The following is a 16,025-nucleotide window of genomic DNA, read 5'->3' as shown; positions in this document are numbered from 1 at the left end:
TCGTGTACGCACTATCAGACAACTTGTTCGCCGCCACCGCCGTACCGAAATACCGCCCCTTCTCCGCGGCCGACGCGCCCAGCGTCGTACCGGCGGCGGCCGGCGCGGTCATGAACAGCGCCATACCGGCGGCGAGGGCCCCCGCGCTGGTCAGCGCGATGGCGGCTCTCGATGCCGCCTTCCATCTCGCATTTCTCATCGTGTGACTCCTTCTCGGGTGGTGGGGTGGAAGGGGAAATCAGGACACCGAACAGGCGGCACCGTTGAGTGCGAACGAAGCGGGCTTGCCGGTGCCGCCCTCATGCGTGGCCTGGAAGCCGATCTCGACCGACGCGTTCGGGGCGATGGTGCCGTTGTAGGAGACGTTGCGGGCGGTCACCGCACCGCTCGTCGGCGCGTACTGGGCGTTCCAGCCGCCGGTGATGCGCTGCCCGCTGGGCAGGGTGAAGGTCAGCGCCCAGCCGTTCACGGCGGTGGTGCCGGTGTTGGTGATGGCCACACTCGCGGTGAGGCCGTTGTTCCAGGCGTTGACCGTGTAGCCGACCCGGCAGGCACCCTCGCTCGGCGGCGGGGTCGTCGGCGGCGGAGTGGTCGGGGGCGGGGTCGTCGGGGGTGGGGTGGTCGGGGGCGGAGTGGTCGGCGGCGGGGTGGTCGGCGGTGCGGTCCCGTCCAGCCCGAAGAAGCGGATCACCTGCGCGGCGTCGACCGGAAGGTTGTGCGTGACACCCTGCATGCTGATCGCCTCGACCGGCGCCATCGGGCCGCTGCTGCCGTACCGGGTGCGGGTGTAGCCGGACTGCGGGGAGTCGGTGTACGTCGGGGTCTGGCTCAGCCCGTGCACGTTGGTCCACTGCTTGACCTGCTCACCGAAGTTCGGGTAGCGCAGCGTCTCATCGTTGGTGCCGTGCCAGATCTGCATCCGGGGTCGCTGTCCGGTGTAGCCGGGGTACGCCTCCCGGACGAGGTCACCCCACTGCTGCGCGGTCCGGATGAGTTGCCCGTTCGCGCACTGGCTGTTCCACTCCGAGGTGCCGCCGGTGGCGAAACAGGCGAACGGAACCCCGGCGAACGAGGCGCCCGCCGCGAAGACGTCCGGGTAGTCACCCAGCATGACGTTGGTCATCATCGCGCCGGACGAGGTGCCGGTGGCGAAGATCCGCGCGGGGTCGGCGGAGTAGCGCTGCTTCACGTAGTCGACCATGGACATCAGCCCGACCGGGTCGCTGCCGCCGCCACGGCGCAACGCCTGCGGCGAGTAGACGTCCCAGCACTTGCTGCTGCGGGTTGCCGACGGGTAGATCACGATGAACCCGTACCGGTCCGCCAGGGATGCGTACTGCGTGCCCGAGTGGAACGCGGGGCCCGTCCCGGTGCAGTAGTGCATCGCCAGGAGAATCGCCGGTCGGGTCGCCACCCGGTCCGGGACGTACAGGTGCATCTGCAGGTTGGTGGGGTTGGTGCCGAAGTTGGTCACCTGCGTGAGCGTCGCCGCCGACGCGGGGGTGGCGAACGTCAGCGCGGCGGCGGCCAACGTCACGGCAGCCATGACGACGCCGAGCATTTTCGTCTTGAGTGTCATCGTCGCGATCCCTTGCGAAAAAAGGCGCGTGGAAGGGGACTTGAGTCGAGGACTGCCCTTCGCCCGACCTTGACCGCGGCTCGCGTGACCATGTCAGCTTCAATCGAGCACGTTCGATTGTCAAGACTTCCGGAAACCTTTCGCCGCAGCGGTTCCGGCGGCCACCTGCGCTACCACCGGCATCGACCGGCATGATCAGCGACTACAGGTCGCGAGAAATTACCGGGACATTATCGGTACGCGCAGACCCCGGTGAGCGCGAGGTGACCGACGGCCCGACCGGGTGGTCGGGCCGTCGGTCGCCGCTCAGTAGATGTCCCGCCCTCGCTCGTCCGGCACCCCGGACTTGCGGAAGAAGTACGTGTTGATCTGGTCGCGCCACTCGGTGGCACACCGCACCTGCTCCTCCAGGCGTTCGGCGACCCGCTCGTACACGCTCGGGTCGATCATGCCGTTGAGCCGCTGCCACCGTCGCCGCATCGCCGTCACCTCCTCCACCCCCGCGAAGTGGGTGTCGTAGATGTGCTGGATGACCGTCGAGCCGCTGTGCAGCACATGCCCGTACGGCACGTGGTGGAAGAAGAGCAACAGCTCGTCGGGGCAGCTCTCGGGTGACTCGTACACCTGCGCCCAGTACGGCGGGTACTGGCCGGTGAAACCGGTGCCCGACGCGCGGCTGCGGTCCACGCCGACGCCGTCGCGGTCGGCGAAGTGGTAGGTGCCCCACCGCGTGTACTCGTACCCGTCGACGCCGGGGCCGTAGTGGTCGCCGGGGTTGACCATGAAGCCGACGCCCAGCGGGGCGGTGTAGCGCTCGTAGGTGCGCCACGAGTCGTCCATGATCTCGTGCAGGGTACGCCGCACCAGCTCCGCGTCGGCGGTCGCCGAGGGCGGGAAGGTCAGCGTGATCCACTCGTCGAGGATCGCCGTCGGGTCCCGCCGCGGGTCCCAGGCCAGCCGGCCGAACGTGTACAGGTTGGCCTGCGCCAACGGATGCCCGGTCCAGAACGGGTCGTCGCCGACGTTGGCGACGGCGACCATCCCGCCGCCCGCCCCCGCCTCCCCGGTGACCACGTCGGCGATCGTCCGCCCGCCGGGCCCCCAGGGGGCGAAGCTGAGCACCTCACTCCACCACGGGCCGAGGTGGCAGACGTGCCGTTGCTGGCCCGTGTACTCCTGGGTGACCTGCAACTCCACCGCCAACCGGGTCGCCGGCATCGCGGCGAGCACCGGTGAGATCGGCTCCCGCGTCTGGAAGTCCACCGGACCGAACTTCACCTGGACGACCACGTTGGTGCGGAAGCGCCCGTCGAGCGGGGCGAAGTGATCGTAGGCGGCCCGCGCCCGGTCGGTGGACCGGTCCCGCCAGTCCTGGTGGTGGTTGTAGACGAACGCCCGCCAGTGCACCACTCCCCCGTGCGGGGCGAGCGCCTCGGCCAGCAGGTTCGCGCCGTCGGCGTGGTCACGGCCGTACGTGAACGGGCCCGGCTGCCCCTCCGAGTCGGCCTTCACCAGGTAACCGCCGAAGTCCGGGATGCGCTCGTACACCCGCCGGGTGGTCGCGGCCCACCAGACCCGCACGTTCTCGTCGAGGGGGTCGGCGGTCGACAGGCCACCGAGGAGCACCGGCGCGGCGAAGCTGACCGACAGGTGCACCCGGATGCCGTAGCGGCGCAGCACGTCCGCGATCTCGGCCACGTCACCGAGCCGTTCGGTGAGCAGCAGCGCCTCGGTGCGGACCACGTTGACGTTGTTCACCGAGATCGCGTTGACCCCGCAGGACGCCAACAGCCGCGCGTACTCCCGCACCCGGTCCAGGTCGCCGCGCGAACGGCCGTCCCGCCAGAAGATCGAACCGCCGGCGTACCCCCGTTCGACCTGGCCCATCACCGGGTGCACAGTGACGTTGTCCCAGTGGTTCAGCATCCGCCGGCGCAGCGCCGGCCGGTGCCACTCCGGCGGGCGGGCCGGGTCGAAGGCCGCCGCGCAGAGCCGGACCACGTGGAAGAGCCCGTACAGCAGGCCGGCCGGCGCGTCGGCCAGCACGACCGTCACGTCACCGGCCCGCGCCAACACGAAACCCTCGTCGCCGAGCGTCTCGCCGTCGCCCAGCTCGACCAGCGCCGCCTCACCGGCGGCACGGGCCGCCTCGACCGACGGGTTGGGCAGCTCAGCGGCGTCGCGCAGGGCGAGCACCAGGTCGACGTCGACGTCCCAGGACGGGGAGTGCCACACCAGCCCGCCGTAGCGCGCGCAGGCCCGTGAGACCTCGTCGAGGACGGTGTCGACGAGCAACCCCTCGCCGTGCAGGAGGACGCGGCGCGCACCGAGCGACCGGAACGCCTCCGGGGGCAACCAGGCCGGGTGGACCCGCGGCCCGTCACCATCCATCGGCTCGTCGACGAACATCAACTGCTCCAGGTCCACTGACTCTTCGGCGTTCACCGGTCTCCCTCCAGCACGACGACCCGGTACGCCGGCAGTCGCGGGGTGGCGAGCGCCGACGGCGGTTCGGTCTCCTGTCGCGGGTTGTCGTCGCCCCCGAAGGGCACCGTGGCGCTCAGGGGCAGGCTCATGTCGTGAACTCCTTCCGGATCAGGTGGATCATCGGCTCGCTGACGCGCAGGAACGCCAGGGCGGCGATCGACGCGAGCAGCGTCAGCACCGCCTCGGAGAGGACCGCGGTGATCCCGGCCGCCGCGGCCAGCAGCAGGACGTTCCCGACGGTGACCGCCGGGGTACGCACGAGGAAGTGCACCGCCAGTCGGAGCACGTCCCGGGTGCGGAAGTCGAACAGCGAGGTGATCACCAGGGCGTTGGCCGCGCCGAGTGTCACCGCCACCGCGATCAGCACCAACGGCACCGTCCACCAGGTCGCCAGGCCGACCGCGTCCCGGTAGGCGAGGTTCAGGGCGAGCACGGCCAACCACAGCAGCGTCGGCACCCAGATGCGCAGCACCCCGAACGCGTTCGCCCGGTAGCCGCGCCAGAACACCGCCGCCGGGCGCAGGTCGGTCAGGTCGGTTCGCTGGTGGCGCAGGACGTACAGGGCGGCGGAGAGGGCCGGACCGACAGGTACCAGGAGGAGCGCGACCAGCGGCAGGTTGCTGGGGTCGCGGTCCAGCAGCAGCAACGGGAGCAGGCCGGGCACTGTGGTGAGCAGCAGGAGCAGTTCGACCACGAGCAGGATGTAGACGCGTGAGGTGATCCGCGACAGTGGTCCGTCGCCGAACTGTCGCCAGGTCTGGGCCGCGCCACTCACTGTCGTTTCCTCTGATCGTCCGACCGGTGCTCACGACGAGGTCCGGTCGGGCCGCGACTGGCCGCCCGACCGGACCTCTCTGATCAGCCGTTGTTCTTCTGGAACCGCTCGTACGCCTTGTTGACCAGCTCGATGTACTGGTCGGAGTTCTTGGCCTTCAGCTCCGCCACGTACGCGTCCCACTCGGCGAGCGGCCGCTGGCCGAGGGCGAACTTCAGCGTGTTCTGGGTGACGAAGTCCTTCAGCGGCGTCTCCCAGAGCGACACCTGCTCGCGCTCCTCGTCGGTCAACGGGGCCGGTGGAGGCACCATCCGCGGGGCACGCGCGTCCATCACCTTCTGGAACTCCAGCTCCTCCGGGGAGAAGAACCCGCGGACCAGGTCGGGGCTGCCGCCGTAGGCGAAGACGCCGTTCTGGAAGCCGAAGTCCTTCTGCAGGTGCTTGGGCGCCTTCGGGTTGAGGCCGAGGAAGTCGACGCCGGGGTTGAGCGTGCGCTTCCCGGAGGCGTCCTTGGTGAAGGTGGTGCCCTCGACGCCCCAGCGGGCGAACTCCAGGCCGGCGTCCGAGTACCACAACCAGTCGATGAACTGCATCATGGCCACGAAGTTCTTGCTCTCCCGGGCCTTCGTGGAGATCATGATGCCGTTCTCCAGCCGGGGGAACGGGTTGATCTCGCCGGCCGGGCCGACCGGCAGCGGGATCTTGGCCATCTTCGCGTTCGGCAGGGTCTTGGCCAGGTCGGGCCGGTGGTTGTTGACCAGCGTCTGCGCGTTTCCGGTGACCACGAAGGACTTGCCGTTGGCGAGCTTCTGCCGGGCCTGGTCGTCGGTCTGGGTGAAGCTCTCCGGGTCGAGCAGGCCCTCGGCGACGAGCTTGTGCAGGAAGGTGACCATCTGCTTGTACTGCTCGGACGCTCCGGTGTAGGTGAACTTCTTCGCCGCCGGGTCCCAGGTGGCGTGCTGGTAGTCCCAGCCCGCCTGGGTGCCGTGGGCCGAGCCGAGGATGTTCAGCAACGCGCCGGTCGGGTTCGGCTTGCTGAAGAGGTCGGAGTACGGGTAGACGTTCGGGTACTTCGCCTTCATCGCCTTGAGTACGGCGTACAGGTCGTCCCAGGTCTTCGGCGTCGGCAGGTTGAGTTCCTGCATGATGTCGGTGCGCACCAGCACCGTGTAGTCCTGCGTGGGCTTCTCGTGCAGCCCGGGCAGCAGGTAGAACTTACCGTCGGCCTGCCGCAGGTTGTCGATCTCCGGCTTGAGGTTCCACTTGGCGATCTTGTCCTTGAGGTTGGGCATCAGGTCCAGGTAGTCGCTCACCGGAAGGATCGCCCCGGAGGCCACGAACGCGTTCTCCTGCGGGTGGTACGTCTTCGGGATGATCAGCGGCGCGTCCCCGGCGCCGATCAGCAGGCTGCGCTTCTGCTCGTAGTCGCTCAGCGGCACGGCCACCGGTTCGATGGTGACGTTGGTCCGCTTCGTCAACTCGGACCAGAACAGCCAGTCCTCCTTGAGCGGGTAGAACGTGTGGTTGTTGTAGAGGGTGGAGAACGAGAGCGTCTCGCTGGCCTTGAACTGGTCGCCGACGCCGTAGTCGGCCATCGCGCCGACCCGGTTCCCGGAGAGGTCCGTCGACTCACCGGGGTCCTCGGAACAGGCGGTGGTAAGGGAGAGCGCGAGCAGACCCGCGGTGGCTACCGCCACGCGGCGCCACGTCTTGTGGAGCATGGCTCGTCCTTTCGATGGTGGGTTCGGAGGTGCCGCGGTGCGGCATTCGGCGTCATCCCTTGACCGCGCCGAGCATCACGCCGCGGACGAAGTACCGCTGGACGAAGGGGTAGACCGCCAGGATCGGCACTGTGGTGAGCACGATCGTCACGGCCTGGAGGGTGGCCGCGGCCTGCACAACGTCGGCGTCGGCAGCGCCGGACTGCTGTGCGTCGGTGGCGCCCGCGATGAGGTTGCGCAGGTAGACGGTGACCGGCAGCAGATCCTGCTGGTCCATGTAGAGGAACGCGGTGAACCACGAGTTCCAGAAGGAGACCGCGTAGAAGAGCACCATCGTCGCGATGATCGCCTTCGACAGCGGCAGCACGATCCGCAGCAGGATGCCGTACGTGTTCAGCCCGTCGACCGCCGCGGCCTCCTCCAACTCGGTCGGCAGACTCTCGAAGAACGCCTTCATCACCAGCAGGTTGAACACGCTGATGGCGTTGGGGACCACCACGGCCCAGATGGTGTTCTTCATCCCCAGGCTGGTGACCAGCACGTAGTTGGGAATCAGGCCACCGGAGAAGAACATGGTGAACAGCGCGACCCCGACGAGCATTCCGCGCCCCTTGAGCTGCGGCTTCGACAGCACGTACGCGTAACAGGTGGTCAGCACGATGGAGATGAGCGTGGCGACCACCGTGTACACCACCGTGTTGCGGTAGTTCGTCCAGAACAGCGAGTCCGACATCACCAGCTTGTACGCGGTCAGGTCGAACCCACGCGGGACGACGCTCACCTTGCCGGCGATGATGTACGCCTCTTCGCTGAGCGAGCGGGCCACGATGTTGAGGAACGGGTACAGCGTCACGACCACGACGCCGAGCAGGACCACCGTGTTGACGACGCGGAAGATCCGGTAACCCCGGCTGTCGTCCGGCCCGCGGGTCTTCGGGGCGTCGATCTTCGTACCGAAGGTCACCACAGGCTCGTCCCCACCGTGCGACGGGAGATGACGTTCGCCGACAGGACGAGGATCAGCCCGATCACCGCCTCGAAGAGGCCGATGGCCGCCGCGTAGCTGAAGTTGCTCGACTGGAAGCCCATCCGGAACAGATAGGTGGAGACCACGTCGGCGGTCGGGTACGTCAACGGGTTGTAGAGCAGCAGGATCTTCTCGAACCCGACGGCCAGGAAGCTGCCGATGTTGAGGATCAGCAGGGTCATCATCGTCGGGCGGATGCCGGGCAACGTGATGTGCCAGGTTTGGCGCAGCCGGCCCGCGCCGTCGATCCGGGCGGCCTCGTACAGGTCCTCGTCGATGGTGGTGAGGGCGGCGAGGTAGAGGATCGTGCCCCAGCCGACCGTCTGCCAGACCTCGGACGAGACGTAGATGGTGCGGAACCACTCCGGTTTCTGCAGGAATGCCACCGGGTCGCCGCCGAACAGACTGACGAGTTGGTTGGCCGTGCCCTCGATCGAGGTCAGCTGCATGACCATCGCGGCCACGATCACGATCGACAGGAAGTGCGGCAGGTAGGAGACGGACTGGACGAACCGCTTGAAACGGCGGGCCCGGACCTCGTTGAGCAGCAGCGCCAGCACGATGGGCAGCGGAAAGCAGAACAGCAGGGTCAGTGCCCCGAGCACCAGGGTGTTGGTGAACACCTCCCAGAACGTCGGGTCGGTGAGGAACATCCGGAAGTAGCGCAGCCCGACCCAGTACTCACCGAAGATGCTGCCGCCCGGCTTGAACCGGCGGAAGGCGATGATGTTGCCGAGCATCGGCAGATACCGAAAGACCAGGAAGAACAGCAGCGGCAGAATGGCGAGGGAGTAGAGCTGCCAGTCCCGGCGCAGTGCCTGCCGCCAGCTTCGGCCACGTCGCAGTGGGCGCGGAGCAGGACTGCGCGCCTCCTGCGGTGAGCGCGGCGGCGCCGGCGGCGGTGGCCGCAGGGTGGATGTCATCCACGACCTCCTATGCCGACTGGGGAACAGCCCCGATCCGAAACTTCACGATCCGAAACTTTCCGGAAACCTGCGCAACCTTTTCGGCAACCTAAGTGCCCCATCGATGCCTGTCAAGAGTCTCAATCGGACCACCAGGCATTGTTTCCTGCACACGGTGACCCTGAGATCGGCGTTCCGTCGTCGACGGGCCGCGCGACGACCCACCAATGGGCACGCCGACGGCGAGACCGACTGGCGTGAATGTCGCATCATGTTAAGGTCGGCCGAAACTTTCGGATGTTGTATGGGGCTGCGATGACAGAGCACCGCCCGCTCGGCCCACCCGCCTCCACCACCATCGCGACCATCGCCAACGATGTCGGCGTCTCGGTCGCGACCGTTTCCAAGGTCCTCAACGGACGCGGCGACGTCGCCCCCGGCACCAGAGCCCGGGTGGAGGCGAGCCTCGACCGCCACCAGTACCAGCGCCGCGCCCGGCGACACGCGACCAGCGGCGGTCGGGTGGGCCTCGTCTTCCACGAGTTCGACACGGGCTGGGCGATGGAGATCCTGCGGGGCGTCGAGGCGGTGACCTCCGCCGCCGGCATCGGGCTGTCGGTCGCCCAACTCGACGGCGCGCACCGACCGCCGGCACGCTGGCTGGAGGCGTTGCTCGCCGACCGCCCGCTGGGTGTGGTGTTCGTCCTCTCCCACCTGGCCGAGGCGCAACAGCAGCACCTGCGTCGGCAGGGCATACCGTTCGTCGTCGTCGACACCGACAGTGCGACCTCGGCCTCCGTGCCCACCGTCGGGTCGAACAACTGGAACGGCGGCCTGCTCGCCGCTCGGCACCTGCTGGATCTGGGGCACCGCCGGATCGCCGTCATCTCCGGCCCACCCGAGGTGCTGTGCAGCCGCGCCCGCGCCGCCGGCTTCCAGTCGGCCCACGAGGAAGCCGGGCTGGTGCTCGACCGCGAGCTGATCCGCTACGGCAGTTTCTCCGCCGGAGCCGGGCACGCGCACGGGCTGCAACTGCTCCAGCGGCCGGACCGACCCACGGCGATCTTCGCCGGGTCGGACATCCAGGCCATGGGGGTGCTCCGGGCCGCCCGCCAGTGCGGCCTGCGGGTGCCCGAGGACCTTTCGGTGATCGGCTACGACAACCTGCCGCTCTCCGCCTGGACCGACCCGGCCCTCACCACGATCAACCAGCCGTTGCGCGACATGGCCGGCATCGCCACCCAGATGCTGCTCGACCTGACGAGAGGGAACGAGCCGGCGACCAGCCGGATCGACCTGGTGACCGAGCTGGTCGTCCGGGAGAGCACCGCGCCACCGACACACCCGCACTGACCCCGGCCCCTGCGAGGACCCGTGCCCCACTGCGCCAACACCGTCGACGAGCTTCAGCGCTACGCGCCCGAGGTCGCCGAGCCCGACGACTTCGACGAGTTCTGGCGGGACACGCTCGCCGAGGCGGCCGCCGCGCCGGTGCTCGTCGACGTCCGTCCCGAGCCCACCGACCTGCCGCTGCTCGACTCCTGGGACGTGACGTTCGCCGGTTTCGGCGGTGACCCCGTACGCGCCTGGTACACCCGCCCCGCGGGGGTGCGGGAGCCGCTGCCGGCCGTGGTCGAGTACGCCGGCTACGGTCGCGGTCGCGGCCTTCCCCACGAACGGCTGACCTGGCCGGTGGCCGGGTACGCGCACCTGTTGATGGACAACCGGGGCCAGGCGGGCCAGTACGGCGCCGGGGACACCCCCGACCCGCACGGCGCACCCGGTGGGCCCGCGCCGGTCACCTGGGGGGTCCTCGATCCGCGGACCTACCACTACCGCCGCCTGATCACCGACGCGGTCCGGGCGGTCGCGGCGGTCCGGGCGCTGCCCGGGGTCGACGGCGACCAGGTCAGCGTGGTCGGCAACAGCCAGGGTGGCGGCCTCGCCCTGGCGGTGGCCGGTCTCGTCGACGACCTCAGCGCGGTGCTGACCACCGCCCCGTTCCTGTGCGACATGCGGCGCAGCGTCGCGCTCACCGACCTCGCGCCGTACGGCGAGATCGCCCGGTACCTGGCCGTGCACCGGGAGGCCGAGGAGGCGGTCTGGCGCACGCTGTCCTACGTCGACGGCGTGAGCTTCGCCCGCCGAGCGACGGCCCCGGCGCATTTCGGGGTCGGCCGGCGCGACACCGTCTGCCCACCGCGAACCGCCTTCGCCGCCTACAACCACTACGGCGCCGCGAACGGCAGGCCGGTCCCACCCGAACGCGAGATGCACGTCTACCCGTTCAACGGTCACGAGGGCGGCGAGGCCGTACACGTCCGGCGTCAGCTGCGCTGGCTGGGCGCGGTGTTGCGCCCAGCCCGGCACCGCCGGGCACATCCGCTCGTCGACCGGACGCCACGGCGCGCACCGACACCGTGAATGTGCTGCTCACGGCTCCAGCAGGCGCTGGACCGGAGCACACGCACGGCAGGGCCAGACGCGTACGGTGCCGTCGTCGTGGGTCGAGACGAGCCGCTCGCCGTCCGGGCTGAAGTCCACGGTCTCCACGGACGCCCCGAACCCGTCGAAGGTCACCGACTGCGCGGTCTCCGACGCGCGCCACAGGCGGGCGGTGCCGTCCTTTCCGGAGCTGAGCACCCACCGCCCGTCCGGGCTGAACGACACGTGCCAGACGGGGCCCTCGTGGCCTCGCAACACCATCGGCGCGACGCCGCTGGTGATGGAGTGGATCTGCACTGTGCCGTCGAAGCCGGCGCTGACGACCCGATCTCCGTCCGGGCTGAAGGCCACGGCCCAGACCAGCCCCTCGTGACCGGGAAGGAGCAGCGGGTCGGCCGCGCCGAGGGCGTCCCAGATCCGCAGGGTGCCCTCCGCGCCGGCGGTGGCGACCTTCGTGCCGTCGGGGCTGAAGGCGGCGTACCGGATCTCCTCGGCGACCCGATGGACCACCGGGCCGCGCTGGCCGGTCAGGTCCCAGATGCGCAGGCTCCGGTCGTTGCTGACACTGGCCAGGCGACGGCCGTCAGGGCTGAAGTCGGCGGTCCACGCCTGTTTCTCGTGCCCGCGCAGCACCACCGGATCGTCTCTGCCGGCAAGGTCCCACACCCGTACCGTGCCGTCGCTGCCGCCGGTTGCCACCCGCGTGCCGTCCGGGCTGACCGTGAGGCCGTAGACGTCGCCGTCGTGGCGGCCGAGCAGCCGAGGCTCGTCGGGCGCGGCCAGGTTCCAGACCCGCACCGTGCCGTCCTCGCCGCCGCTGACCACCCGCTGCCCGTCCGGGGTGAACGCGGCGGACCAGGAGGCCTTGTCGTGGCCGCGCAGGATCACCCGTTCGCTGCCCGGGTCCCAGACCCGCACCGTGCCGTCGTCGGCGGCGGTCACCAGCCGCGATCCGTCCGGACTGAACGCCACCGCCCAGACCCGGTTGGTGTGACCGCGCAGCACCAGCGGGTCGCCAGCGCCGTCGGCGTTCCAGATCCGCACGGTCAGGTCGTCGCTGGTGGTCGCGATCCACTGTTCGTCCGGGCTCAGCGCGAGCCCTTCCACTGTGCCCTCATGCCCCCGCAACACCACCGGAGCGGTCGACCCGGTCAGCGACCACACCCACGCCGTACCATCGCTGCTGGAGCAGGCCAGGCGGCTGCCGTCGCGGCTGAACACCAGTGTCCTGGTGGCCGTGCGCGGCCCGGTCAGCGTCGTTGCGGCGGATCGGTCGGCCAGATCCCAGAGCCGCACCGTCGCGTCGTGGCCGCTGCTGGCCAACTGCCGCCCGTCGGGGCTGAACGCCACACCCACAGCGACCTTGGTGTGCCCCCGCAGCACCACCGGTCGAGCGCCGCCGCGGGCATCCCAGACCCGGACGGTGGTGTCCTCGCCGGCACTGGCGACCAGCCGTCCATCGGGGCTGAACGCCACGCCCCACACCGGGCCCTCGTGCCCGCGCAGGACGATCGGCCCAGCGGTCGCGTCGACCTGCCAGATCCGGACGGTACCGTCCGAGCCGGCGGTGACCAGCCGCTTCCCGTCCGGGCTGAACACCGGGCTCCAGAGCTGCCCGTCGGGTCCGCCGGGGAGAGCCAGGCCCGGCCCGGAGACGCCGCGCCCGGTCCAGGTCCACACCCGCACCTCGCCGTCCGTCCCGGTGGCAGCCACCCGCTGCCCGTCCGGACTGAACGCCACGCCCAGGGCCTTCTTGCTGCTCATCGGCACGATCGCCTGGAGCCGGTCGTTGACGGCCGCCTGGCGGAGCACCATCTCGGCGTCGAGAGTCGGGCGTACGGTCAGCGCCCGCCTGGCGAGCCGCTGGGCCTGTCGCGGATCGATCTGCAGTTGGTTGCCGGCCTCGACCGTCAGCTGCCGAGCAACAGCGAGATCCCGTTCGGCCGCCGCCCGGTTCGCCTGCACCAGAGCCACCGCCGCGAGGACGCTCACCACCACAACGATTGCCGCGAGCCCGGTCAGTGCCACCCGGGTCCGCCGCCGTCGGGCCGAGCGGCGCCGGGCCTCCCGGGCCCGGCTGGCCTCCAGAAAGTCCCGTTCCAGGTCACTGAGGTCCAGCACCCGGTGGGCTCCCCAGAGCGCCAACTGAACCCCCCGGTACAGGAACCCGTCGGCGCGGTGATGCCGATGCCACTCGGCGGCGGCCTCCGTCAGCCTGCGGTGGGACCGCAACAGCTCCCGATCTTCGGTCAGCCAGCGGCGCAGCCGGGGCCACTCCTGGATCAGGGCCTCGTGGGCCACCATGACGCCCTTCTCGTCCGCGGTGACCAGGCGCGCGGCCGTCAACCGACCCAGCACCCCGGCCGCGGCCAACGGGTCGGCGCCGCCCACCAGCTCGGCGAGGGGGGCCCGACGTCGGGTGTCCTCGGTGCCGTCACCGAGGGCGGTCAGCCGCAGGAAGATGTCCCGGGCCAGCCCGCGCTGCCCCTCGTCGAACTGCGCGTACACCCCTTCGGCGGTCCGGGTGATGGCACCGTTCACGCCGCCCGACTCGCGATAGTGGGCCAGCGTGATCCGCTTGCCCTGGCGCAGGCGTGACGTTTCCAGCAGCGCGTGGGACAGCAGCGGCAGTGCCCCCGTCTGACCGCCGACGTCGGCCACGGCCATCTCCACCAACGCCGGATCCACCTGCAACCCGGCCCGCTCGGCCGGGCCGGTGATCGTCCGGCGCAGATCCTCGTCGTCCATCGGGCCGACCAACAGTTGGTGCTCGTGCAGGGCCGCCACCAGGGCCGGGTAGGCCGCGCACCGACCATAGAAGTCGGCCCGCACCCCCAGCACCACACGCGCCCTGGGAAGATCCGCCGCGGCGAGCAGCGCCGCGATGAAGCCCGATCGCTCCTCCTCGTCGCGGCAGAGCGTGAAGAGCTCCTCGAACTGGTCCACCACGATGAGCAGGTGTGCGACCGACGGACGGGAGTCGAGAATCCGCTCGATCGTCGCGCGGATGTTCGCCGGATCCTCGATCAGCTCGCTCTGGACCGTGCCGCGCGCCCGGTCCTGTCCATTCACGAGCTGAGTCGCGAGTTCCTCGACCGGGTGTTCGCCGGGGGTCATCAGCACAGTGGCCCAGGCGGGCTGGCCCTTCCCGGGATTCTCCGCCACTGCCGCCAGCAGGCCGGCGCGGAGCAGTGATGATTTGCCCGCACCAGACGGGGCGAAAACAGCGACGAACCGCAGACGGGTGAGCATTTCACACAGTTGAGCCACCATGCGCTCGCGTCCGAAGAACCATTCTGAGTCCTCCGGCTGAAAGGCCGCCATTCCCCAGTACGGCCCCCGGCTGACCTCCGTCGTCTCGGCGGACGCCACGCTGGCGATCAAACTGTGCCACCGCTCGGTCCACTCGGCCAGATCGCCGTCGCACGCGGCCACGTACGCGAGTGTCACCTGAAGGCTCGGCACGGTCTCGCCGCTGGCCGCCTTCGCCAGGGTGGTCACCGAGAAGTGGGCCCGTCTGGCCAGTTGGCGGTACGTCGGCGTCCCCGCCTTCGCCCGCAGTTTCCGCAGGTCGAGCGCGAATCGCTCCAGCTCACCCGCCTCCGGGTCGAGCGGCCGCTCAGGTCTACCCACGTTGTCCCCCGTCGAAGAGTTGTTTGTCAGTCTCACGACATGATTGGCAAACAATCCATGGGGGACTATATCTAGTTTCGTGATCGCCGATCGGTGACTGTCAGATAGCAGCCATCGTACGACGAGGTGTGCGGGCGCCTTCGACAGGCAACGCGATCGGCGGCACGGAGGAGAACGGGGAGGGCGGTGTGACGCGCGCCAGAAACGGCATCGGCGTTGTTACCGACATCACTGGTGACCGTCCTGGGATCGGGGGGCGTCACACGGTCCTGAATAGACGGGGGGCCCATCCAGATACGCACATGATCGGTCATTGAGATTCGTCGACGCTGTCAGTGCTCACCAAAGCCAGCACAAAGGGGAATGATGTCGATTAAAATCTTGCGCGTCGCGGTCGCCCTCATGGCGACGATGGCCGCCACACTGGCCCTCGGCGGGACGGCCTAGGCCACCCAGAAGGAGGGCAGCGAGCGAACCCAGGCGATCCGAGAGATCCTGAAGCTCAACCCGGGATCGAAGCAGGTCAGCAGCGACTCGGTGGAGCTTGAACCAGGCGTGATCATGAGCCTCCCTCCGGCTGAGGGCACGGACATGACCACCTACCTGACCTGCGAATGGCAGTGGCTGTGCATGTGGCAGAACAAGAGCGGCGGAGGGAACAAGCTTCGCTTCTACGACTGCGACCGGTGGTACTACCTGGAGAACTGGCACATGCCGGACGGTCGTGACTGGCGCGACAGGATCTCGTCGATCCACAACGCACAAAGTGGCGGGAGCAAGGGGCGAGCGGAATTCGTCGACACCTTGGGCAACGGGGCATGGCACACCGTCGGGCATGTTGACGTCCAGGACGGACGCGCCGACCTGTCGAAGGACATGTCCTCCGACGGCCGCACCTGGAACGACCGGATCGACAAAGTCTGGGCCTGCGCCTCCTGATCGCGGCGACGCCGGGCGGCTGCTCGGCCAGCGGTCGGAAAGTGATCGGACCGGCTGATGGGGCGGCGACGGATTCCGTCGCCGCCCCATCAGGGTGCGCCGCTGGTCAGGAGGCGGTGCAGGACTGGACCACCGGGCGGTTCCAGTTGCCGTTGGCCATTGTGGTGAAGCCGAAGGAGTTGCCGCTGCCGTTCGACCGCATGGTCATGACGTTCCCGCTGCTGTCCCAGGTCGGGCTGCCGTTCCAGGTGCTGGAGATCTTCTGGGGCGAGGTGACGGCGACCACGACGGTCCAGCTGCTCGCGCCGCTGACGGTGACCGTGCTGTTGAACCGGTCGCCCCACCGGGTGCCGTCCTGCAGGGTCGCGGTGCAGCTGCCGCCGGGCGGGTTGGTCGGCGGAGTCGTGGGCGGGGTGGTCGGCGGGTCGGTCGGCGTGGTGCCGTTGTTCAACGCCGCGAGGACCGCGTCGTACGCCGGCTTCTTCGAGCCGTTGCTGTTGAACAGCAACGGGGT

General features: G+C 69.4%; 11 protein-coding genes and 2 pseudogenes. 3 read left to right on the top strand and 10 right to left on the bottom strand.

Going from position 1 to position 16,025, the window contains the following annotated elements:
• The 8 genes and pseudogenes from AB0C03_RS32195 to AB0C03_RS32160 all read right to left on the bottom strand — a co-directional run.
• Positions 1–199 (bottom strand): annotated as a pseudogene (locus AB0C03_RS32195) (endo-1,4-beta-xylanase); the annotation flags it as partial.
• Positions 200–238: 39 nt separating this feature from the next.
• A complete protein-coding gene (locus AB0C03_RS32190) occupies positions 239–1,579 on the bottom strand; it encodes an extracellular catalytic domain type 1 short-chain-length polyhydroxyalkanoate depolymerase (protein ID WP_357641096.1) in 1,341 nt (446 codons plus the stop codon).
• A 306-nt stretch (positions 1,580–1,885) separates the two neighbouring features.
• Positions 1,886–4,024 (bottom strand): alpha-glucuronidase, encoded by a 2,139-nt coding sequence (locus AB0C03_RS32185; RefSeq protein ID WP_357641093.1) that lies wholly within the window; start codon positions 4,022–4,024, stop codon positions 1,886–1,888.
• Entirely contained in the window at positions 4,021–4,155 is a 135-nt protein-coding gene (locus tag AB0C03_RS32180) for a hypothetical protein (RefSeq protein ID WP_256443313.1), read from the bottom strand. The genes AB0C03_RS32185 and AB0C03_RS32180 overlap by 4 nt, the downstream gene beginning before the upstream one ends.
• Complete coding sequence (locus tag AB0C03_RS32175; RefSeq protein WP_357641089.1) at positions 4,152–4,841, bottom strand: DUF624 domain-containing protein; 690 nt, start codon at positions 4,839–4,841, stop codon at positions 4,152–4,154. The genes AB0C03_RS32180 and AB0C03_RS32175 overlap by 4 nt, the downstream gene beginning before the upstream one ends.
• 83 nt (positions 4,842–4,924) lie before the next feature.
• Positions 4,925–6,562, bottom strand: coding sequence for an ABC transporter substrate-binding protein (locus tag AB0C03_RS32170; protein ID WP_357641086.1), 1,638 nt, complete (start codon positions 6,560–6,562; stop codon positions 4,925–4,927).
• A gap of 52 nt (positions 6,563–6,614) precedes the next feature.
• On the bottom strand, positions 6,615–7,526 hold the full coding sequence (locus AB0C03_RS32165) for a carbohydrate ABC transporter permease (RefSeq protein WP_357641083.1): 912 nt from the start codon (positions 7,524–7,526) through the stop codon (positions 6,615–6,617).
• A complete protein-coding gene (locus tag AB0C03_RS32160; protein ID WP_357641080.1) occupies positions 7,523–8,512 on the bottom strand; it encodes an ABC transporter permease in 990 nt (329 codons plus the stop codon). The genes AB0C03_RS32165 and AB0C03_RS32160 overlap by 4 nt, the downstream gene beginning before the upstream one ends.
• A gap of 297 nt (positions 8,513–8,809) precedes the next feature.
• Between AB0C03_RS32160 and AB0C03_RS32155 the strand changes: the two genes are divergently transcribed.
• Together AB0C03_RS32155 and AB0C03_RS32150 are read left to right on the top strand one after the other, a co-directional pair.
• Positions 8,810–9,847, top strand: coding sequence for a LacI family DNA-binding transcriptional regulator (locus AB0C03_RS32155; protein ID WP_030338248.1), 1,038 nt, complete (start codon positions 8,810–8,812; stop codon positions 9,845–9,847).
• A gap of 21 nt (positions 9,848–9,868) precedes the next feature.
• A complete protein-coding gene (locus AB0C03_RS32150) occupies positions 9,869–10,918 on the top strand; it encodes an acetylxylan esterase (RefSeq protein ID WP_357641076.1) in 1,050 nt (349 codons plus the stop codon).
• 9 nt (positions 10,919–10,927) lie between these two features.
• Here AB0C03_RS32150 and AB0C03_RS32145 read toward each other — a convergent pair whose 3' ends face one another.
• Positions 10,928–14,572, bottom strand: coding sequence for an nSTAND1 domain-containing NTPase (locus AB0C03_RS32145; RefSeq protein WP_357641073.1), 3,645 nt, complete (start codon positions 14,570–14,572; stop codon positions 10,928–10,930).
• Positions 14,573–15,163: 591 nt separating this feature from the next.
• Here AB0C03_RS32145 and AB0C03_RS32140 point away from each other — a divergent pair.
• The gene (locus tag AB0C03_RS32140) at positions 15,164–15,511 is read left to right on the top strand and encodes a hypothetical protein (protein WP_357641070.1); all 348 of its coding nucleotides are present in this window, start codon (positions 15,164–15,166) and stop codon (positions 15,509–15,511) included.
• A 106-nt stretch (positions 15,512–15,617) separates the two neighbouring features.
• Here the strand turns inward: AB0C03_RS32140 and AB0C03_RS32135 are convergent.
• Positions 15,618–16,025: pseudogene (locus AB0C03_RS32135) on the bottom strand (endo-1,4-beta-xylanase); the annotation flags it as partial.

Source organism: Micromonospora parva, assembly GCF_040649675.1.
In the GTDB taxonomy this organism is placed as follows: Bacteria; Actinomycetota; Actinomycetes; order Mycobacteriales; family Micromonosporaceae; genus Micromonospora; species Micromonospora parva.
Note: the sequence above shows the minus strand (reverse complement) of the source record. Positions and strands in the feature narration are given on the sequence as shown.